Origin of the sequence: Phaeobacter italicus, assembly GCF_001258055.1 — a bacterium.
GTDB lineage: Bacteria > Pseudomonadota > Alphaproteobacteria > Rhodobacterales > Rhodobacteraceae > Phaeobacter > Phaeobacter italicus.
In genome coordinates this window covers 1-20537 of sequence record NZ_CVRM01000007.1, presented here as the reverse complement: position 1 = coordinate 20537, position 20537 = coordinate 1, and the positions used below count along the sequence as shown (strand labels likewise).

The 20537-nt window shown below is 58.2% G+C and carries 16 protein-coding genes; 4 read left to right on the top strand and 12 right to left on the bottom strand.

What is annotated here, in order from left to right; translation table 11 throughout:
- Window positions 1-2 precede the first annotated feature (2 nt).
- From NIT7645_RS02550 to NIT7645_RS02540, 3 genes are read right to left on the bottom strand one after another with little or no spacing between them, the layout of a single operon-like run.
- Window positions 3-1376, bottom strand: a complete 1374-nt coding sequence (locus NIT7645_RS02550; protein ID WP_008563472.1) for a polysaccharide biosynthesis/export family protein — start codon at window positions 1374-1376, stop codon at window positions 3-5.
- Between the two features lie 50 nt (window positions 1377-1426).
- The gene (locus NIT7645_RS02545; RefSeq protein WP_074964344.1) at window positions 1427-2080 is read right to left on the bottom strand and encodes a YjbF family lipoprotein; all 654 of its coding nucleotides are present in this window, start codon (window positions 2078-2080) and stop codon (window positions 1427-1429) included.
- Window positions 2077-4161 carry a YjbH domain-containing protein gene (locus NIT7645_RS02540; RefSeq protein ID WP_242656165.1) on the bottom strand — a complete coding sequence of 695 codons (2085 nt, stop codon included), beginning with the start codon at window positions 4159-4161 and terminating at the stop codon, window positions 2077-2079. The genes NIT7645_RS02545 and NIT7645_RS02540 overlap by 4 nt, the downstream gene beginning before the upstream one ends.
- Between NIT7645_RS02540 and NIT7645_RS02535 the strand changes: the two genes are divergently transcribed.
- On the top strand, window positions 4160-5056 hold the full coding sequence (locus tag NIT7645_RS02535) for a metallophosphoesterase (protein WP_242656164.1): 897 nt from the start codon (window positions 4160-4162) through the stop codon (window positions 5054-5056). The genes NIT7645_RS02540 and NIT7645_RS02535 overlap by 2 nt on opposite strands.
- Window positions 5057-5060: 4 nt before the next feature.
- On the opposite strand, the gene NIT7645_RS02530 is transcribed toward NIT7645_RS02535, so the two are convergent.
- From NIT7645_RS02530 to NIT7645_RS02510, 5 genes are all read right to left on the bottom strand, one after another.
- Window positions 5061-5798, bottom strand: a complete 738-nt coding sequence (locus tag NIT7645_RS02530) for a hypothetical protein (protein ID WP_008563386.1) — start codon at window positions 5796-5798, stop codon at window positions 5061-5063.
- Window positions 5785-6186 (bottom strand): phage holin family protein, encoded by a 402-nt coding sequence (locus NIT7645_RS02525; RefSeq protein WP_008563410.1) that lies wholly within the window; start codon window positions 6184-6186, stop codon window positions 5785-5787. Before NIT7645_RS02525 ends, NIT7645_RS02530 begins: the two co-directional genes overlap by 14 nt.
- Window positions 6173-6625 (bottom strand): hypothetical protein, encoded by a 453-nt coding sequence (locus NIT7645_RS02520; protein ID WP_050672644.1) that lies wholly within the window; start codon window positions 6623-6625, stop codon window positions 6173-6175. Before NIT7645_RS02520 ends, NIT7645_RS02525 begins: the two co-directional genes overlap by 14 nt.
- A 132-nt stretch (window positions 6626-6757) precedes the next feature.
- Window positions 6758-7879 (bottom strand): aminotransferase, encoded by a 1122-nt coding sequence (locus tag NIT7645_RS02515; RefSeq protein ID WP_050686028.1) that lies wholly within the window; start codon window positions 7877-7879, stop codon window positions 6758-6760.
- A 20-nt stretch (window positions 7880-7899) separates the two neighbouring features.
- Window positions 7900-8847, bottom strand: coding sequence for an ornithine cyclodeaminase family protein (locus tag NIT7645_RS02510; RefSeq protein WP_008563488.1), 948 nt, complete (start codon window positions 8845-8847; stop codon window positions 7900-7902).
- A gap of 116 nt (window positions 8848-8963) precedes the next feature.
- On the opposite strand from NIT7645_RS02510, the gene NIT7645_RS02505 reads away from it, so the two are divergent.
- Entirely contained in the window at window positions 8964-9785 is an 822-nt protein-coding gene (locus NIT7645_RS02505) for a helix-turn-helix transcriptional regulator (RefSeq protein ID WP_008563489.1), read from the top strand.
- A 41-nt stretch (window positions 9786-9826) separates the two neighbouring features.
- On the opposite strand, the gene NIT7645_RS02500 is transcribed toward NIT7645_RS02505, so the two are convergent.
- The 3 genes from NIT7645_RS02500 to NIT7645_RS02490 form a co-directional block, all read right to left on the bottom strand.
- Window positions 9827-10723, bottom strand: coding sequence for a PhzF family phenazine biosynthesis protein (locus NIT7645_RS02500; RefSeq protein WP_008563363.1), 897 nt, complete (start codon window positions 10721-10723; stop codon window positions 9827-9829).
- Between the two features lie 89 nt (window positions 10724-10812).
- Window positions 10813-11766: an alpha/beta fold hydrolase gene (locus NIT7645_RS02495; protein ID WP_008563440.1), complete on the bottom strand. Its 954-nt coding sequence runs from the start codon at window positions 11764-11766 to the stop codon at window positions 10813-10815.
- A 283-nt stretch (window positions 11767-12049) separates the two neighbouring features.
- Window positions 12050-14101, bottom strand: a complete 2052-nt coding sequence (locus NIT7645_RS02490; protein WP_050686030.1) for an ATP-binding protein — start codon at window positions 14099-14101, stop codon at window positions 12050-12052.
- A 244-nt stretch (window positions 14102-14345) separates the two neighbouring features.
- Here NIT7645_RS02490 and NIT7645_RS02485 point away from each other — a divergent pair, with 244 nt between their 5' ends.
- Both NIT7645_RS02485 and NIT7645_RS02480 read left to right on the top strand, forming a co-directional pair.
- Window positions 14346-15701, top strand: a complete 1356-nt coding sequence (locus NIT7645_RS02485) for an ABC1 kinase family protein (protein WP_050686027.1) — start codon at window positions 14346-14348, stop codon at window positions 15699-15701.
- A gap of 217 nt (window positions 15702-15918) precedes the next feature.
- Window positions 15919-17232 carry an MFS transporter gene (locus NIT7645_RS02480; RefSeq protein ID WP_008563349.1) on the top strand — a complete coding sequence of 438 codons (1314 nt, stop codon included), beginning with the start codon at window positions 15919-15921 and terminating at the stop codon, window positions 17230-17232.
- Window positions 17233-17346: 114 nt separating this feature from the next.
- Here NIT7645_RS02480 and NIT7645_RS02475 read toward each other — a convergent pair.
- Window positions 17347-20537: PA14 domain-containing protein (locus NIT7645_RS02475; protein WP_050686026.1), on the bottom strand; the 3191-nt coding region annotated here is incomplete at its 5' end.

Here is a 20537-nt window from a genome sequence, read left to right as displayed (position 1 = left end):
GTCTAGTTGACCGCAGCCGCGACGGGCGTCGTGATGAGGGACGGAGTGATCTGGCGCAGCGTTCGACCCCATTTCGTCACGGGATTTTCGGCGACAAAGATCACGTCATCCGGGCGCAGTTCAAACCGGGTGGCCAGCGTCAGATTGGCGGCACTGGATGCATTGAGGTGCCATGCTGTGACAGCGCCGAACTCCCGTGGATCGCTTGACGCCCGCAAAACGTAGATCTGCGACACGTCCCCGGTTTCGCGAGCAATGCCGCCACCCGCATCATAAAGCGCGTCAGCCAGAGAGGCCTGCCGTTCGTAGGGCAGAGGATAGCGTGTCTGCTTGTCGACCTCTCCGGTCAGGTAGACATAGTCGCGGTCGCTCGCACCAAGCGCTTCGCGGGCTTCGAAATTGGCGCGCCGTTCCGCGTTGTCGTTGCGACGCAGGCTGACAGCTGTGTTCAGCTCGCTCAGAGCCTGAGCGCGTGCTGCAAGTGTGGTTTGCTTCAACCGGATTTGCTGTTCAAAGAAGCGTTCGGCGCGATTGAGATCAAAATCGCTGTCGACAAAAACCGAGTCACCGGCAACCAGCCGGATATTCTGCAGATCGGGGCTGGAATAGAAATCAGCCAGCGGGATCTGATACAACTGACCATCCCGGTAAATCCGCACCGAGGTCACATCGATATTTGCGGCAGCGACGCTCCCGGCAGCGGCCAGCGCTTCGCTGAGGTAAAGCGGTGTCAGTGTGATTGGCAGAACCGCAGGTTTGCCGACCGCCCCACCAATGGCGACGCGCTGCGAGTTGAACTCAGCAATCTCAAGGCTGAAGGTCGGATCGAATTGTGCTTCGACCAGCCGCTGGAACAGCAGCTCTTCGGCGTCTTCGATCGTGAGGCCAGCAATTCTGACCCGGCCAACGTCAGGGATATTGATGGAGCCATCATCCTGAACGGTATAGCCGCTGCGACTGTTCTGAGCGGCAAGAAGCCCTGAAATGGCTTCGAGTGTGTTGCCGGTCGAGGGGGTCGCCAGCATCACGACATCACCAACGCCAATGCGGTAGGCGCCAGGGGAAATCGGGGGAGGGCTGTTCAGAACCAGCTGTTGATTGCGGGCACCGGCCTGTGTGGATGGCGCATCCGGCAGAACGCCGACCCCGCGCCCTGCAAGCCCTGCACCTGTGCCTGCGCTTTGGCTAAAGGCAGAGGGCAGCGATTGGGGCGCATATGGCGCGCGGTTGGCCTGGATGACGGTCTCACCGGTCAGGGGAACAACGCGCACTTGGGTGCCATCCGTTGATCCGGGGATGACGTCTGAGCTGCGGTAAACTGTCGAGCATCCCGCCACAGCGAGCGCGGCGCAGCAGATCATGGTCATCAGGCGCATTGGTATTCCTCCGGTAGCGGATCTTGTCGTTATGGACGGGGTGGTCGCTGTCATGTGGCCCTCCGCAGACGTGTGGTTAAGTTGCCGAGGTATGGGCCAGACCATTGGCGGCTTTGCACCAACTGATGCGTTGCGTCGTCCAGCCAGTAGAGATTCAAGAAACGTTGTTCGCCGTTGGCGCAGGTTTCAGCCATCAGGCGAGTTGTGACTGTCTCATCCCCAATAGTCAGCTCTCTCACGCCACGATCGGTGATCTCGCAATGATAGCTGCGGGTTTGGATCGTGTTGTTTCCGGACAAAAAGCTGTGAAACCGTAGCGCTTGCCCGGTCTCTCGTGCGTGAATGAGGCGAGCGGATTGCGCATCATCGACTGCCATCAGCCCCGCGCCGAGCCCACGGGTCGCTTGCAGGAGGCCATTGCGCGTCTGGAGGCTCGCGCCATCAGCGGACAGCCAGGTTGTCAGCCCGTTCCGCTGGGTCTCTCTCACCATGAGCCCACCACGGCTGGACTTTGGGATGCTGACCTGAAGTTGTGGCTGTCCAGATTGCGCCAGCGCAGTGACATGGGCCTTGTGGCTGGGCGCCTCCCGGCTGGTCAGCGCCTGAAACGGCAAAACCTCTGCTTCGCCATTTGTGCAGGCGGCCAAGACGCCAAGGACGCTGGCGACAAAGCCGGTTCGGATTGCGCGGTGAGGCAAGATCATCGTGCGTAGCGCCCCCATCCTGCCGCGAGTTCACGGCCGCGGTTGTCACGCACCGTTTCATAGAGCCTGTTGCGAACGTTCAATCGCGCGCCGCCATCGCGCAGGACAGGGCGGATGACCTGCGTCACCTTCTTGCGGGATGGCTTGCCAGTGAACCAGGAAACGGGAACTTCAATCCGGATCCCCTTGTCAAAAGATCCTTCGCCAAACTCGGCAGAGGAGACATCTGTCATCGTTGCAAAGGCTCCGACCTTGAAGCCATTGTTGAACTCTCGGTCCACAGTCAGGGTTGTTCCCCAGTCGCCAGCAAGATACCGGCCCATATCGACCTGGACGTGATAATCCCCGCGCGTTTTGTAATAGACCGAAGCGTGACCGGTCATGACGTCGTAGTCCTGAAAACCAAGTTTGCCGTCGAAATCACGCTGTTTGGCGTAGTTCAGTTCTGCGCCTAGCGCGAGGCTGCTGCCGACGGGGAACCACAAAACCTCGGCTGACAGCCCGCCGAACATCTGCTCCAGATAGCCGCCGGTCACACGGGCAAATACATCCTCATGCGGGCGCCATTGATAATCTGCTGTCAGGTGGCTCAGCCGCAGATCGGAGTCCGCAGCATAGCGCCCCCAATCGGAGCGAACCCGTGGCAGTGCCGAATTGGACGGGCGCGTGTCGTTGTCGAGATTGCCAATCACAGGCTGGCGCAACTGGCCGGAGAAAGTGAACCCGGGCGCAGGTTGGAAATCTGCCTCAAGCTGCGCGCCAAGTTCGTATCTAAGCGGTTCATCGGGATCAAAGAACGACAGCTGGGTGTAGGGCGCAAATCGGTAGGTGAAGGCGGGAAAAGCCGCAGCCTGATCCTGCCCTGAAATCGACGGCGCGGCGTCAGTGATCTGGCTGCGTGCCAGGCTGCGCCATGCGCCGTCCACATCCGTTTCCAGTGCATAAAGATCGTCGCGCTGGCTGGTGATTGTGGTGATCGGCACCCCGTCCTCGGCAAGCGTGATGACAAAGGTCCCGATTTCAGGATGCAGCGTATTGGCAAGAACGCGGGCAGTTCGCCCCACCGCTTGAGCGCCTGCGCCATACCGAAGGTTTTCAACTGTCACATCGGTTCGGTGCTTATTCTGCGAAAATCCGATCAGACGCAGGCCCTGGCCTTTCAGGTTGCGGCGCAGTTCTGCCGTGACCTGGCTGTCGGGGCTGGTGCCATCTCCTGGCAGGTTCCAGGAGGCCAGTGCCACCTGCTCCTTGGGGAGCAAAGCGGGAGCCGCTGCCCCTTGTCCTCCCGGAGCCTTTGGTTTGCGCGGATCGAAGGCATAGCTCAGCTGAAGGGCGAGGGTGGAGCCGTTCAGATAGGATCCCCCCAGAGATACGCCGTTGTCGAAGCGATAAGTTGCACCAAGGTTGATCGGAGACCGAACGTCGATCAGACCACGCTGCGCTTCTGGTGCGTAATCATCAGAGGAATATTCGGCGGTCAATGTCAGGCGAGAATTCACATCCCACTTCACCCCGCCAAAAAAGGCCGCATCGCCTCGGAACCAGTTGCCGAAATCCAGTTGACCCGTTGTCGCGATCCCACCAGCGTTGGAGTCGGGGCGCGTGTCAAAGCGACCATCAAGAACGCTTAAGGGGTTGCGTTGGCCTCCGCGCCCGGCCAGACGCCCCCACCCGATACCACCCGTCACAGAAACGGACGGCGCCAGATGTTTGGTCGCGACGAGATATTCGCTCGCATAGATGCCGGTCCCGCCAAAATCGCGTAGGCCGAGTGCGATGGCTGGTCCGCGGGCGGTTTCTTCACGAAGCTGAAAGTGTATGTCAAAACTGCGATCGTATCGGCTGAGGCCGACACCGGAGTCGAAGTCACGCAAAAAGCTGTAGCGAAATGTTCCGTAAACGGACGGCAAAAACTGAAACGCGAGCGTGTTGCGGCTGGTGTTTTCAAAGTTCGCGGTGGTCAGCGCCAGCGTGCCGTCAGGAAAGACCTCTGCCGTTGGCATGTCGATCAGGCCGGGCGACCCATAGGTCGTCAGTGTCTGCGCGGGACCACGGGTCGCCACGAGTGGGCCGCCGAGCATGCTCAGACAACCAAATAGAAGACATGCGCTTGCCCGCATCCCTGCCCAGCCTCAATGTTGCCCGCCATTTTTTGGCAGTGCGTTCTTCACACGGCTCCCAACCCTGCCTAACACTAGCCCGGCACTTCGCCGGTTCAGCGCGTCAGACCCCCAAGGAGCACTGCTCATGATTAAGGAATTATTTACTAATTTATGGGCGAAGCCACAAGAATTTGCAGATTTTGCACCTGAGTTGCGGTTTTACGTCATCGGCGACATCCACGGATGTGATCGTTTGCTGGCAGCTCTTATGGAAAAATTCGATCCAGGCGTGCCGATTGTCTGCATCGGCGACTATGTGGATCGGGGCGAAGAAAGCGCGGCAGTGCTGCGTCGACTTATGGGGCGGCCGGATATCACATCCCTCATGGGCAACCACGAAGCCATGTTGTTGGATTTTCTCGATGATCCCGCGTCAAATGGTGCATTTTGGCTGCAAAATGGCGGTCTGCAGACATTGGCGAGTTTTGGGGTCGGTGGGGTCACGGCCCATTCTGCGCCTGAAGATTACCACCGCGCGGCGGCACAGTTGCGCGATGCAATGGGCGAGGAGCTGATAGACTGGGTGCGCGCGCTGCCGCGCGGTGCGATCAGTGGAAATGTCTTCATGGCTCATGCAGGGGCCAACCCTGCCCGCAGTTTCGACAACCAGATTCGCGATGATCTGTTGTGGGGGGCGGCCGAAGCGCGCAGCACCGAGCGTACTGATGGTCTATGGGTGGTGCATGGGCACTGGATCGTTCCCGAGCCCCGAATGATCGGGGGCCGAGTGGAAATTGATACCGGTGCCTACGCAACAGGGCGCCTCACCGCTGCAGAGATCAGCGGTGAGGGCATTCGTTTTCACAGCACCTGAGAAATCAGGCCGAGGCAACTTCGTCAATTTTGGCCTCTGCCCGGCGATGGATCTTGTCCATCTCTTCTTGCAGGGCTGCTTCTGCTTTGGCCGCTAGCGCATCGCGGTGGGCGCCAAGCAGTTCGTCCTCCCGTTTCGTGGAGGGCAGGAGAGCCCCGATCAGCGCCCCCATACCCAAGGCAATTGCGCCGACTGCGAGGGGGTTTTCGGAATAGAACGTCTTGCCTGCGCGGGCTTGTCGCGTGGTGTATGCCTCTACTTTCTCCTGCGCTTTCAACGCTGAGGTGCGAGCATCCAGCACGCGTTTGCGGGCATTTGCCGGGAGTTTGTCCAGACCTGCCTGCAATGTGTCGCGCATCTTGTTCGTGCGAAGGGTTTCGTCGGTCATCCCTGTCATCTCCTTCTTCATAGCTGCGTCTGCTTTTGCGACCCGTGCATCAAATCCCACAAATGCCTCCGTCGGGGGGGTGGCGATTGTCTTGCGCGATGTCGCGACGGGTCGGCTGCCGGTGCCGGTTGCCATCAGGGCAAGCCCCGCGCCAGCAAGCATGAGACCCGCAGGATTGCGCCGAGCCGCCTGAACCACCTGGCCTGCGACTTCGCCGCCATAGCCTTGGGCGGTCTCGCTGATTTGATGGGCCACATTGCGCGGCGCAATCACATCGCTGAGACCGGATACGGATCGGGCCAGGTTCTGGCGTTTGATCTCAAGTTCCTGTTCAAGTCTCTTAGTATCGGACATGTGCAGCCTCCTTGATGCGTGCGGCATCGCGTTTGGCATTTTCGATGGTTCGTGTCGGCGTAAGGGCTTCGCTGCTGAGCCGTGACTTGGCAAACAACAGAAGGCCAAGACACACGACCAGCAGTGCCCCTCCGACAATCAGGGCAGCAAGGCCGGGACCTATGCCCAGTGTTGCGATCCAAGCAACCAATGCCGCCGCGAGAACATGCAGGGCGACCAATGCCACGATGACCGCGGCAACCAGCGCGATTGCACCGTCGCGGGCGTTCGACGCTTTCTCCTTCAGCTCGGATTTCGCCAGTTCCGCCTCGCTGCGCAACAGATCGGAAAACTGGCGCAGCACGTTCAACAGCAGATCTGGGGCGTTTCGGATATCAGGCCGGGTCATGATCTGTCCCTTCATGAATATGCGGGGTTGGGATCGGCTGCCCATCCGGCGCTGCGGCGTCAGGTTCGCTCGCTTTGAGGAAACGGGTCGCCGCAAATCCGGCGAGCGCGGCGGCGCTCAGGAACAGCAGGGGGTTGCGGCGAGCGAACTGGCTGACGTCTGAGACAGTTTTTTCTACATCCAGCGTCCGGACCCGCTCGGCTGCATCCTCTAGGTGCGAGGCAATCACCTGTGCCGCCTGTGCCTGCATCCCGTTGCTGTCAAATGAATTTGCGGCTGCTTGGGCGGCTTCTGCCGCACCGTGCACTTCGCCTGCGACATGCTGGCGGGCCTGGTCGGTGGCATCGCGCACAGAGCGATGGGCGGTTTCCTTGGCTTTGCCTACAAGATCTGCGGCGTGGCCGCGTGCCTGGTCTCCCAGATCAGCAGTATGGGTCATTGTTTCGGCCTTTCTGTTATCAGGTCTTGGTGTTCAAACGCCTCAGCCCGATGGCTGGTTCCAAAACACAAAACAAAACGGCCCGACTGTCGCAGCAGTCAGGCCGTCGAAATGTCGGGTCAAATCGGTTGCTTACTTGTGGCGGGCCAAGAACTCTGACACCAGCGCAAGGCCCCTACGCAAGATATCGGACCCGTTGGCATAGCCGATCCGGACATAACCCTCCATGCCAAGCGCTGAGCCGGGAGTGAACATGACGCCTGTTTCCTGAAGCAAGCGGATGCAGAAGTCCCGTGAGGTCCATGGCAGGTCATATTTCAGCAAGGCCGTGGTGCCAGAACGTGGTTTGACCCAACTGATCTTGGGTTCCGCTGCGATCCAGTCGTCCAAAATGGCGAGGTTCGTGCGGGTGATGAGCTGACTGCGGGCGAGGATCTTGTCGCGGTTCTCCAAGGCCATCGCTGCAAAGTGATCGTCGATCATCCCAACAGAAATGGTGTCATAGTCACGATGGATGGCGACGGCTTCAATCACGTCTTTTGGGGCTGTGACCCACCCCAGACGCAGTCCTGCGAGCGAGTAGGCCTTGGACATGCCGGCGGTTGAAATGCCTTTCTCATAGATGTCGGCAATCGAATCTGTCATGCCATCGCCGTCTTGATCCGTGCCGCGATACACCTCGTCGCACAGAACCCAAGCCCCAACGCTGCGTGCAATCTCGGCAATCTGATGCAGCATGTCCCTGTCCATCAGGGCACCTGTGGGATTGTTGGGGTTATTGATCGCAATCAGCTTGGTTTCCTTTGTGACAAGGGCACGCAGAGCATCAAGATCCGGCAGGAAACCGTCCTCTTCGCGGAGCTTTAGCTGCTGAACATCCGCGCCGATGCTGGCAGGGATGGAGTAGTGTTGCTGATAGGTCGGAACCACCGCAACGACCCTGTCGCCAGCGCTGACCAGTGCCTTGTGCACCAGCATGTTCGCCCCGATGGTGCCATGGGTGACGATCACGTTTTCAGCGGTCTGTGAGGGGTAAAGATCTGCGATTGCACTGCGAAGCCGGTCAGAACCTTCGATTGCGCCATAGGTCATTTTCATGCCGAGCAGATCAGAGAGATCTTCTGTGCTGTGCCCGCACAGATCAAGAAGTTCGGCAATCGTGATGCTTTCAACGCAGGTTTCAGCGAGATTCCATTCGCATTTGGTTTCCCACTCGTTCATCCAGATTTCGACGCCAAACGGTTCGATATGCATTGGGTGTCCTTTCGTTGAGTTCAGGCGCTCGCCGCGCGAAAGAGTGCATGGGCAACGGCAATATCCTCAAGCCCCAAGCCGATGGAGCGGAAGAAAATGGGTCGCGTGCCGCTCGGGGTGGGGCACTGCGCGATGGCAAGGCCCGGCAAATCGCCCTGAACGCGGTCAGCTGACCAACCGTGCTCTTGCGCGGCGATCTGCATTTCACCGGCTGTGGTTGGTGTGGTCTGACGGTAGTCGCAGTACACGTCTGCCGCACTCAGAAACGCGGGGTCGATTTCATGCGCTCTGGCGACATTGGTGCTGATCGACGTGACGAGTGTTCCTGTGCCGATGACAGCGGCGTCGACAACAGGTGTGCCTGAGGAGGTGCACAGCATCACCACATCGGCACCTTCGGCTGCGCCTTCTCCGCTGCTGGCAAAAGTGACCTGCGGGCAGAGGTCTCTCCATATCTGCTGCACGTCGCCAGACTGGCTTAGACGCGGAGAGTAAACCACCACCTTCTCCCACTGGCGCAGAGCGCGTGCCTGCCGCCAATGGGCCTGTGCAACTGCGCCTGTGCCGATAATTGCCAGCGTAGTGGCATCCTGTTTCGCAAGATGATCCACAGCCAGGGCCGTTGTCGCTGCGGTTCGTTCGGTGGTCAGTTGACCGGCATCGCATAGCATCAGGGGTTGACCGGTTTCCATCGACATCAGGACCGTCCAGGCGGTGATGATCGGCGGCCCATCCTGCACCAGATAGGGCGAGAGTTTTGCACCAAAGACCCCCGCACCGGCAGCGGCGCCGAGGTAGGTGATGAAATCACCGCGCTCATCAGGAAAGAGGGTGAGTGTTTGAGCAGGTTGGACTGCCTGTGCGCGGCCGAGTTCAACAAACAGCTGACGCATTTCCTGCAGGACGTCGATATGCGGCAGATATTGTGAGACCGTCGCGGCATCCAGAACGAGAGGGGCATTGGACATGGTATGGATCCTTGAAGTTTCGCAGACCCTACGCCAGTAAATCCCAAACTGCCTATCATCCCGAAGGATGATATCGTGTCCCTCAGCGCCTGACGCCAATAAGGTAAGCCCGCAGCATGTTGTTCGATTCCAGTGATATCAATGCGGCAAACACCGCTTTTTCCGCGGTGTGTTCGGGCCGCGCGGATGCCTCTGGTTTGATTGCGGCAGCGTCCTCGCTGATCCCGATTTCGGCGGCCTTCTGCGTGATCAATCGAGAAAACCATCAGCCGGTATATCTGGCCGATACTTACCCGGCAGGTGCTGCGAAGGCGGCTGTGCAGCTTTACGTGGAGAGCACGTACCTCCTGAACCCCGTCTATAATGCGTTTCTGTCCGGGGTTTCGCCTGGCCTGCATCGCATGGCGGATCTTGCGCCAGACAATTGGAACCCTGCTTCAGCGGATGCGACTGTTCTGGTCGAGAACGAAGAAGAAATCGGGTACCGGACACCGGGGTGGCCTGCCGGCTTGCAGGAACTGGCCCTTTTGGTGCGGCTGCCTGATGGCGCGATGGGCGAGCTGAGCATGGCGCGCCCGGCTGTTGATGGTGGGTTTTGCGATGATCACCTGAACAGGCTGCGCCCCTTTTTGCCTCTTTTTGAATGTGCATTTCAGCAGCTTTGGGAAGGGCAGGATCATGGCGGGGCGCCAAAGCCCGAGCCAGCCCGCCTTGAGGCGTTTGGCCGGGATGTGCTCTCTGCCCGCGAGGCGGAGGTGATGCAGCTGATCCTGAAGGGACATTCCAGCCTGTCGATCAGCCTGACACTTGGCATCGCGGTGCCAACCGTAAAGACCCACCGCCGCAATGCCTATGCCAAACTTGGGGTGAGCACCCAACAGCAGCTGTTCAATGCGTTTCTGACTTGGCGTGCGGAAGACAGCAGCGCCAAGACGTGAGTGGCCCGCCTGCCGGGCAGGCAAGCAGGCCATCCACAAGATCAAGCGATATCGCGCGCCTGACCTGAGACTGCGACGGGCGCGCCTTTCTCTGGGCTGATGCTGACCCGCAACCGCGAGGGAACACCCATATCGTCGCCTTGCTCGATGCGGATCTCTGCCCGCGCAGCGTCAGCGGTTTCCTTTGGCGACCAATCCAGTGGCCAGTCGATATCCCGCAGATAACCCGCCAGTGCGGCCGCTGCGGCCCCGGTTGCAGGATCTTCAAGCACTCCGCCAATAGCGAAGGCATTGCGCGACAGAAACAGCCCGTGCTCTCCAGCCACGATCAAATTGATGGTGGTCAGACCGTGACGTTCCATCAGGCGGCGACCATCCGCGAGATCATATTCCATTCTGGCCAACCGGTCGCGTTGTCGCAGCGCGAGAACAAGATGATCATTGCCTGCGTTTGCAATGGCGGGAGGCAGTGCAGGATCAAGATCCTCTTCGGACAGGTCAAACAGCGCCAGCGCTTCGGCCAACACGGCCCCTTCAGCCGGGCCGCTTCGTGTTGGGGGGGATTGCAGCTCAATCAGAGTTTTGCCGCTGTCGTCGGTATGGCTTGCAACGCTGATGTCACCGGCGTTGATGCGCAGGTCATAGCGTGCCGGCCCCTTCAGATCGCTAAGGGCCCGCCCCAGCGCAATGGTCGCATGGCCGCAGAAATCGACTTCACCTTCGGGGGAAAAATAACGCACGCGCCAGTGGTCGCCATCTGGGCTTGCAAATGCGGTTTCGGAATAGCCGACTTCTGCGGCGATGGCTTGCATCTCGCTATCGTTGGGGGCGTGATCCGTGATTAAAACTCCGGCTGGGTTGCCCCCCTCGTGACCAGAGGAGAAGGCAGCAATGCGGCGAAGGTTTCCAAGATCGGTTGAGATATGAGTGGTGGTCATCTTTTTGTTCCTCTTCCTGCAAGCTGTAAGAGCAGGACAAATTTGTAGGTGGGCGCCCGCCCTGATGCGGACGCCTGGGTTGTCTGTGATCAATTCGTGGTGCGCTGCAGAAAGTCGCGGATTTCACTGGCAATTTCCGATCCGTATTCTTCCAGCGCGAAATGGCCGGTATCCAACAGATGGAACTCCACGTCTTTCAGATCCGCCTTGTAGGGATGCGCACCCTCGGCAGGGAAAATGTAGTCATTTTTGCCCCAGACGATCAGAGCAGGGGGCTGATGCTCGCGAAACAGAGCCTGCCATTTGGGGTATTCCGGCACGTTGGTGCCATAGTCCAAGAACATCTCCAACTGGACCTCTTGGTTGCCAGGGCGATCGAGGAGATACTGCACATGCCAGAAGTTGTCGGGGCTTACCTTGGAGACGTCCCCAACCCCGTGGGTGAATTGCCACTTCGTTGCATCGAGGGTCAGAAAGGCACGCAACGCATCGCCGTTCGCGACAGACGGCTCGCTCCAATATGCCTTGATCGGATCCCAGAATTCCCGCAGGCCTTCATCATAGGCGTTGCCGTTCTGGATGATGAATCCGGTCACGCGCTCTGGATGCTCTGCAAACATGCGGAAGCCGACCGGTGCACCATAGTCCATGAGATAGACGCTGTAGTCTTCGACGCCCTTGCTGTCGATCAGCTTGGTCACGATCTCGGCGGTATTTGCGAAGCTGTAGTCGTAGTTTGCCGCGTCAGGCATATCTGACGCACCGAAACCGGGATAGTCGGGCGCGATCACATGATAGCTGTCTGCGAGCTCCGGGATCAGGTTGCGGAACATATGCGACGAGGTTGGAAAGCCATGCAGCAGCAAGAGGGTTGGGTTTTCGGGATCACCTGCTTCACGGTAGGCGATGGTCAACCCATCAATTTCTGTTGTGTTGAGGGAGACAGAGAACGGGCTTCCTCCTGCCAGGGTCGCGGTGGGAAACAGGGTGCTCGCTGCTGCCAAGACGGCAGAGGTCGCGGTGGATTTGAATGTCAGTTTCATTTTGTGTCCTTTAACATCATGAAAGGTAGCCACTTTTTCAGATTTAGTAGAAACTGTGACTTGCCTTGTTTCGATGATATCAAAGTGGACAGATCTGTCTTGTTTTGCAAAAGACTTATCGTGAGGGTGTCATCACAAAAGTTGATCTTATTCCGTAATCACCCGTGTTTTCGTGATATTTCGGTGGGTGTCGGGGGTGAAAATTTTCTGGATCTGTCAGACTGGCACAAGAAAAACCCCGCTTCCGGGGGAAAGCGGGGCATCAATTTTGGCAGGATAGCGTTTACCCGGTTTTGGAAACTTGCCGACCGGCCTGTGCGGTCTTTGGATCAAGAAGCGGCAGGATCTGTGCACCGCCCTTTGGGTGCGGAAATGTCACCTCAAATACACTGCCGCGCGGCTCTGCCGGTTTGACACTCACGGTGCCGCCCCAGCTCGTGACTGTTTTCTTGATAAAGGCAAGTCCAAGACCCGACCCATCTGTCTGCGTCGACAGGCGTGTGAAGGGCTCAAATATCTTTTCTCTGAAAGGTGCGGCGATGCCGGGTCCGTCGTCCTGCACGAGAAGGGTAAGCCCGCTGTCAGTTTTCCGCGCACGCACAGAGATGCGCCCGAAGTCCTTGTCGTGATGTTTGATCGCGTTTGTCAGCAGGTTGCGCATAACCATGTCAAAGGCGGTCGCATTGACCAGAAGATCAGGCATGTCATCGTCGATCGTGATCTGAAAGCCGGAGCGAGGCTGCGCCAGATGCAGCACGTCTTTCAGACGCTCGCTGGGAGCGATCAGCTCAACCGTCTGGTTCTCACTGTCGGTTGTGGCATAGATGGAGAGATCTTGAACAAGCCGCAACATCTGTTGGGCGACATTTTCGAGCTGCACCCAATTTTCCCGTACCTCTGGCGGCAGTTCGATGCCCGCGGCCGTCAGGTCTTCACCGATGAATTCAAGCAGAGCGATCTGATTGAACAGAGGTGTCTTGAGGTCATGAGCGGCAATCGACGTGAACGTCCGCAATTGTTCATTCGCAAGCACCAAGCGATCTGCTTGGTCCTTGATCGTGTCCTGCTGCTTCTGGTGTTCGGTAATTTCCACACGGATGGTGGCATAGTGGTCCTTGCCCAAGGGAACATCGCGACCTTGGAAAACGCGCCCGTCGCCGAGTCGAATGATCCGAATGGTATCTCGGCCATTTCGCATGTCGTCGATGATCGTTTCCACGCTGTCGGCGATGGCGGCATCATCCATATCATGTGGCACGGTCCCGTCGCTGTACGATCGGGTGAGCAGTTTGCGCAGTGTCGCACCTGAGCGCAGACCCGGCACCATCTGCGGAAAGATCAACTCCATCCCCTGGTTCCAGTGGACCGCCCGCAGATCTTTGTCGAAAATGACCACCGCGGCGGCAACCTCGTCCAATGCGCTGATCAAAAGCTGGTCTCCTTTGCGGGCGCGCAACAGCTGTTTCTCTCGCCCGCGATAAACCAACGCACGATACCCCAGAAACCCTGCAACAGCAGTGAGCAATATCGCCAATCGCGCGGCCCAGATCATGATAGGATCGTCGAATAGCGAACTGTCCCGCCCAAACCATTTCTCACGAAGGTCCTGAATATGCGCCTTGTCGAGGCCAGAGCGGATCACCCGGTTGAGATCTGCCTGAAGCGCGGTGTTGCCGGGAGGCAGGTAGAGAGCGGCTGCGCTTGAAATGAGTGCGGGTTCAAGCGGCGCAACCGCGCCGTCAAGGCCGGCGCTGCGCAGGCGTCTCAGATAGCTGTCCCGCGATGTCACGATGGCATCGATTTCCCCATTGAGCAGCGGCATCAGCATGTGGTCGCTCTCGTCAAACTCCACGACATTGGCGAAGGGTACTTTTTCCGCCCCCTTGAGGGCAAAACTGCCAGTGACCGCCCCGATGTTCCCACCCGTCAGATCAGATAGATCCTCGACCGGACCCTCTGTCGCGACGAACGCGGTAAGGTCAAAGCTGCCAATCTCGTCGGTTGCGATGGCCTCCTCAAGCCGTGCGGGGGTCAGCGCTAAAAGCGACGTCAGATCTGCGCGCCTATCTTTCAACGCCGCCATCATCCCGGCCGGATGGCCACCAGCGACAAAGCTGACATCATATCCCGCCTTTGTTGCGATATGGCGGATGAGATCAATGGCGTAGCCACGCGCTGTCCCGTTGTTGTCGGTGTAGGAATAGGGATTGAACTCACTATAGCTGACGCGGATCGGACGCGTCTGGGCCAGGGAGGAGTCAGGGAGAATACTGCAGATGACAGCAAGGGCTGCCCAAAGAGACGCAGTGATCCGGTGCAGAATACTAAAGTTCAAAATCAATCCTATCGGTCACAGAGTCTGACTTCCTGTATTGAGGTCAGAAGGTGAATCTAGCGTTAAATGAACGCCGTGGACGGGTGCAAGTTTGTGTTATTTGTAGCTGTGCTTACATGTTCGGACTGCGCACATACTGCAACAGCTGTTGTGGGTGCGTTGGGTTCGGGCGCTCTGCCAGTTGACGGCCCTGCTATCCGATTTAGCTGCATGTCAGTGTAGGCTGAGTGGTGGAGCAGCAGGTATGTCAGCAAAAACAGGCAAGATGCAGCCCAGATCGGTTCCGACAGGGCGCGTTTCTCGTGCGTTTCGCGTTGGCGGGGTTGCGGCGCATCTGGCGGGCCAGGTCGCCGTGGGAGGCATGCAGGCGGTCTTGCGCGGGGCGCGGCCCTCCCTGCGAGAGCTGGCCCTGACACCGGCAGCGCTTGGTAAACTCACGTCCGAGCTTGCCGCCATGCGTGGCGCTGCGATGAAATTGGGCCAGCTGCTGTCTATGGATGCTGGCGATATTCTTCCGCAGGAGTTCGCTATTATCCTTTCGCGTCTTCGGGCAGAGGCCGACTTCATGCCGCCTCGTCAACTCAAACAAGTGCTCGATCAGAATTGGGGGGAAGGCTGGCAAAGGCGGTTTCGACGATTTGATGTCCGGCCAATCGCGGCGGCCTCGATCGGGCAGGTTCATCGCGCGATCCTTCCTGATGGCCGTGATGTTGCGGTCAAGGTCCAATACCCCGGCATTGCCCAAAGCATTGACAGTGACCTGTCCAATATAGCGAGCCTGCTGCGGGCGTCGCGATTGATCCCTGCCAGCTTTGATCTTGATCCGTATCTGCAGGAAGTGCGGCGTCAGTTGCACGAAGAAGTAGACTATGAGCGCGAGGGCAACCAACTGGGATGGTTCGGCGAGCAGCTGATGGCGGATCCCAGGTTTCTTGTGCCAGAACAGTGTCCGCATCTGTCTACGGACTCGGTTCTTGTGATGCGGTTCATGCAAGGCCAGCCGATTGAAAAAGCTGCCAGCGCTGCCCAGTCGGTTCGCGACGGGATCATGCGAGACCTTTTCGCCCTGTTTCTGCGCGAGTTGTTTGAATTCTCGGTGATGCAGAGTGATCCGAATTTCGCGAACTACCTCTGGCAGAAAGATACCGGATGTATTGTCCTGCTTGATTTCGGAGCGACCCGTTCCCTCGCGGACGAGACGCCAATGGCCTACCGCGAGTTTCTGCGGGCGGGGCTGGGGCTGACCTCAGAGGTGTCGCTGGAGACAGCGGCGGGACAGTTGGGGTTTCTGCCAATAGATCTGAGCGCGGATCAGAAAACACGCATCCTGGCTATGATGGCGCGTGTTTTCGATGCTCTGACAACCGGAGAGGCGTTTGACTTTGCCGACACCTCATTGGCCCAGGAAATTCAGGCTGAGGGCTTTGCCCTGATGGAGGAGCGGGTGGCGCCACCCGCAGTTCCGATGGACGTTTTGTTCGTGCAGCGAAAATTGGGTGGCCTCGTGCTCCTTGCAACCAAACTCGGCGCAAGGGTCGATCTGCGCAGCTTGTTGGATCCATATCTGGGACAGTCATCTTATCATTCCGCAGCGGAATAGCACCGGCTACGCGAGCCCCGATATTTTTGCATGGCTGGCATACCCTTGGCGCGCCGCTTTTTTTGATGCTTGTCAAAGGTTTGCCATTTAAAGGGGGCAAAACAGAACCATGCTGGGTTAAATATGCTTGATTTCCAACAGCGTGGATTTTTCAATTGGGTATTGTTGCTTCAAGAGGTGCGGGCGCCGTCCGACCACGAAGTGAGATGAGGAATTTATGGTCAAAAGTCTGCTGCCCTTGACGGCCTTGTTGATGGGATCCGCGTTTCTGCTTTTTGCGGGAGGCGTCAACAGTCTTATTCTGCCGATCCGCGGTGAAGCAGAGGGTTTCAGTGCAGCGGCTCTTGGTTTGCTGGGGACGGGTTGGGCCATCGGCTATGTGGCGGGCTGTCTGCGCACGCCGGCCCTGGTGGCGAAGGTGGGCCATATCCGTGCCTTTGGTGCCATGTGTGCCATCGCTGCCATTGCCGTTCTGATGTCCCTTCTATTGGTGACACCTTGGGTGTGGGTGCCGGTGCGCGCCTTGTCCGGGTTCTGTTTTGCCGCCGCAGCGATGGTTGTCGAGAGCTGGCTGAACGAACGGGCCGATGCTGCTTCTCGCGGGCGCATCTTTGGCATCTACACTATGGTCAACTTGATGGCGACGACAGCCGGGCAGATGGTTCTCACCCTGGGGGACGCCTCTGGTTTCTTCTTTTTTGTTTTGGCAGCAATGGTTTATTGTCTCGCCCTCTTGCCAACAGCGATCAGCGCGACAACGACACCCCGCCCGCTGACACAGGTCTCGCTGAACCTACCCGCCTTGTGGAAAAACTCCCCCATCGCGGTTTTTGCAGTTCTCATGGTGGGCATTTCCAATGCGTCTTTTGGTACGCTTGCCGCTGTTTATGCCGCGCGGATTGGCCTGCCGCTGACCGATATTGCGCTGTTTGCCAGCATTCCGATCCTCGCGGGGGCCATTATGCAGCTGCCGGTTGGCATTGCATCGGACCGCTATGACCGGCGTGTTGTCTTGCTTGGCATTGCGGTTCTGGCGCTGGTCGCCGATGTCCTTTTCATTACCGTTGGCGGTGGTGGGCCGTTGGTGGCAATGGGTCTTGCGGCGTTGTTTGGTGCGACGGTTTTCACCATGTATCCGGTGATTGTGGCCCATGCGAACGATCACGCAGAACCCGGCAGTTTCATTCAAGTGAGCGGGGGGCTGCTGCTGGTCTATGGGGTTGGGTCGATCGTGGGGCCGTCAGTGGCTGGTTTTGCGATGACAAGTTTCGGAACGTCCAGCCTGTTTCTGACCACGGGTTTTGCCCATGTGTTGCTGATCCTGTTTGCCATTGTGCGGATCCGCTTTGCACCGGCTGTGGCGCCCGATGACAAAGGCGCGTTCCAGGCGGCACCTTTGGCGCGGATTTCCACACCGGAAACCGTGGCACTGGCCGCAGATCAGGAAGAACTGGAGGCAGATCAGCCCGATATTGTTGAGCAGGTCGGTAGACCTGATCCGGCTGATGTGCCTTCAGTGGATGAGACGTAACAGGCAGAGCGGGAAGAGCCTGCCTGCGCCGTTTGCACCCGTCGCGCCTGCTAATGGGGCGCGACGAGGCAGATGCGAAAGTGGCGCACCACGCATGAACACCAGCGGAGTGCGTTACCAGTCCGTGCGCTCATAGGTCTCCGTGTTGATTTGTGTGACTTCTTGAGCCTCAGGGACGACAACCGGTTCCGCCATGACATCGGGTTCAGCTGCAGGTTCGGCGCTGTCACCGCCGTCATCTGTATCTGGTGCTTCGTCCCATGCTGCGTCCATTGACGCTGTTTCGGCGGCCCCATCTGACATCGCAACCGGTACTTCTGCGTCCGGAAGACCTGGCTCGGGAGTCAAGGTCGTATCGCCAACCGGGATAGAGAAGTCGCTGCTGGATGTCACCGGTGCGCCGTTGAACGCGGTGTCATTCACAATGATCTCGCCGTTAATCTCGCCTTCATAGCCAGGTGGAGGAGACACTTCCAAAGCGTTGATATTCCACCCAGACAGGTCAACCGACCCCCCATCGGTCACGATTGCCTTGTCGCCACTTGTGACGATTGTATCTGGTGGCAACCCCTCTACCCCGACTGTAGCACCACTGCTGGCGGCGCTGAGATCAATACCAACCTCAAGAGTGCCGTTTACGTCGACGGCGACATCCTGATCGGCTTGCAGTATCTCGCGCCCGTCTGAATCCGGGCCTTCCCATTCAAGTTTGAGCCCGGCGCGGCCGTAGTTTTCAAAATACCGCACTTCAATGTCGTGGGTTCCTGGTTCGAGCTCAATCTGACCTGAGTCCGTGCGATAGCTATGGTTGCCATCATCTTTCACGACTTCTTCGCCATTCGCGTAGACCACGACCCCATCATCTGCAGAGGTGAAGAACGTATAGCTGCCACCCTCTTCCACCGTTACCTGGCCCTGAATCCGGGTGGCAAATGTGTCGTTTGAGCCGTCTTCCCAAAAAGAGTCGTGGCTGTTTTGATAGTCAATTTCGCCCTTATGGTCCTGATAGGTTGGGGTGGCATCCCATTCAACATCGTCCAGCGTCTCGATCCTGTGGTCCACATCGAGGTAATCCGCACGAAAACCTGTCACAAGTTCCGCACTTGGCTCTGTGATATGGGCCTCATTCACGTTGAGAGTGATGGGCTGCTGGATCGCAGTTGTCCCAACGGGGGCCGTGCTGTCCGTCATGTTGAGCGTTGCATCGACTTGCCCAACAAAATCGTAGGGCGGCGTAATCGTCAGCAACTCAGTGTCAAAGCCAGTCAGATCCGCGCTGCCACCATCCTCTACCACGATGGTTTGTCCGTTTGACTCCACAACTGTGCCAACGGGCAAGCCCTCGACTGTCAGGTTTGTGGCATCGCTCAGTTCGGTTTCCGGATGAGCAACGTTCATCGCAATTGGCATGCCAGAAATGGTTTGTGCCTCTGACATATCGGGCGCCGTGACCAATTCGGGCCCGTCCATGCCAGGGCCTTCCCATTCGAGTTTGAGCCCGGCGTGGCCGTAGTTTTCGAAATATTTAATCTCGATGTGGTGTGTGCCCGGGGGCAAATCGACCTCACCCGATTTCGTCTCGTAGGAATGCAGCCCGTCGTTTTTGATGACGGGCTGCCCGTTCACAACCAACTGAGCTCCGTCATCGCCACCCAGATCAAACCTGTAGGTTCCGCCTTCGTCGACCTGTACTGCGCCGCTGATCTCTACACCAAAGGTATCTGTATCGCCGCCTTCCCAGAATGAATCCGCGCTGTTTTCATAATCGATCTGAGAAACAAGCTCTTGATGCGTGGGCTCCGCGTCCCAGTCGACGTCATCAAGCTCCTCAAGGTGATGATCGACATCGAAATATCTGGCCTGAAATCCCGTCGACACCGAAAGATCGGCTGTATCGGCAACACCGATGGTAAATGTCTCTGACGCACTAAGACCGCCGGAATCAATCACCGTTACAGACACATCAACTTCGCTGGCTTCTTCATAGTCCAGTGACGCTGTTTCTTTCAGCCGCAAAACCCCGTCTACGACCTCAAACCGGTCGTCGGAAACCTCAAACATATGGGTGTCGTCTTCGTCGGGATCTTCGAAATTCAGGCGGTTGATGATCGCCCCCCTGACATTTTCGGCGACAACATTCTGAACAGAAGTGACCGAAATATTGTCGACCAGCGCACCATAGGTGTCATTCTGATCTGCGGCCTCCCGCAGCTCTAGCGTGTCATTGCCAGTCCCGATCACCTGCATCTCAAAGTTGGTCCACTCCTTGCTGTCGGGGTTCAGCTCCCCCACAAGGTTGTCGTTCCAATAGACTTCTACGGTGTCCGTGCCATTGCTAAGCCGCTCGCGTAGATCCATGCCAAGATCGTAGACCTGACCTTCGTTGGTCTGAATGGTCTGACTGATGCTGTCGATCCCGCGACCGGAATCCATCTCGATGTGCTGCTCGCCTTCTGAGGCAGTGGTGCGCCCCATGTGGTCCCACACTTCGATGCTTGTGTCGGTATCCCAGCCGCCGGAATCATCTTCCCGAAAGGCGCGCCACCGCCCCGTATCAAGGTCAAAGTTCTCAAAACTCCCGTTTTGGACCAGGTTATCGACCTCTGAGCTCAGGCTCAGACCACTTGGTCCTTCATTTTCATCCGTGACCTCGACGGTGAATCCTTCCGTGTGCGAGGTGCCCGCTGCGTCCGTGACGGTGACCTGCACGTCGATCTGATCTTCGACCTCATGGTTGAGGGCGACACCATCCTTCAGCTGCAGCTGGCCGTCGACCACCTCAAACCGGTCGTCCGAGACGGAATAGCTGTGCGTGTCCTCTGCGTCCTCGTCCTGCGCCGAGAGGGTGCCGACAACCGCGCCGCCCGCGTTTTCCGAAACCTGCGTGCCAGAGAGATCCATGCCGGTGACGGCGTCGTTGGTATCCGTGACCTCGACGGTGAACCCTTCCGTGTGCGAGGTGCCCGCCGCGTCCGTGACGGTGACCTGCACGTCGATCTGATCTTCGACCTCATGGTTGAGGGCGACACCATCCTTCAGCTGCAGCTGGCCGTCGACCACCTCAAACCGGTCGTCCGAGACGGAATAGCTGTGCGTGTCCTCTGCGTCCTCGTCCTGCGCCGAGAGGGTGCCGACAACCGCGCCGCCCGCGTTTTCCGAAACCTGCGTGCCAGAGAGATCCATGCCGGTGACGGCGTCGTTGGTATCCGTGACCTCGACGGTGAATCCTTCCGTGTGCGAGGTGCCCGCTGCGTCCGTGACGGTGACCTGCACGTCGATCTGATCTTCGACCTCATGGTTGAGGG

Coding starts and splice junctions, on each gene's coding strand:
- NIT7645_RS02495 (WP_008563440.1), bottom strand. CDS start 11,766: ATGAAACTGACATTCAAATCCACCGCGACCTCTGCCGTCTTGGCAGCA.
- NIT7645_RS02525 (WP_008563410.1), bottom strand. CDS start 6,186: ATGACCCGGCCTGATATCCGAAACGCCCCAGATCTGCTGTTGAACGTG.
- NIT7645_RS02505 (WP_008563489.1), top strand. CDS start 8,964: ATGTTGTTCGATTCCAGTGATATCAATGCGGCAAACACCGCTTTTTCC.
- NIT7645_RS02480 (WP_008563349.1), top strand. CDS start 15,919: ATGGTCAAAAGTCTGCTGCCCTTGACGGCCTTGTTGATGGGATCCGCG.
- NIT7645_RS02540 (WP_242656165.1), bottom strand. CDS start 4,161: ATGCTCGGCGGCCCACTCGTGGCGACCCGTGGTCCCGCGCAGACACTG.
- NIT7645_RS02520 (WP_050672644.1), bottom strand. CDS start 6,625: ATGACCCATACTGCTGATCTGGGAGACCAGGCACGCGGCCACGCCGCA.
- NIT7645_RS02515 (WP_050686028.1), bottom strand. CDS start 7,879: ATGCATATCGAACCGTTTGGCGTCGAAATCTGGATGAACGAGTGGGAA.
- NIT7645_RS02545 (WP_074964344.1), bottom strand. CDS start 2,080: ATGATCTTGCCTCACCGCGCAATCCGAACCGGCTTTGTCGCCAGCGTC.
- NIT7645_RS02510 (WP_008563488.1), bottom strand. CDS start 8,847: ATGTCCAATGCCCCTCTCGTTCTGGATGCCGCGACGGTCTCACAATAT.
- NIT7645_RS02500 (WP_008563363.1), bottom strand. CDS start 10,723: ATGACCACCACTCATATCTCAACCGATCTTGGAAACCTTCGCCGCATT.
- NIT7645_RS02485 (WP_050686027.1), top strand. CDS start 14,346: ATGTCAGCAAAAACAGGCAAGATGCAGCCCAGATCGGTTCCGACAGGG.
- NIT7645_RS02530 (WP_008563386.1), bottom strand. CDS start 5,798: ATGTCCGATACTAAGAGACTTGAACAGGAACTTGAGATCAAACGCCAG.
- NIT7645_RS02550 (WP_008563472.1), bottom strand. CDS start 1,376: ATGCGCCTGATGACCATGATCTGCTGCGCCGCGCTCGCTGTGGCGGGA.
- NIT7645_RS02535 (WP_242656164.1), top strand. CDS start 4,160: ATGCTCAGACAACCAAATAGAAGACATGCGCTTGCCCGCATCCCTGCC.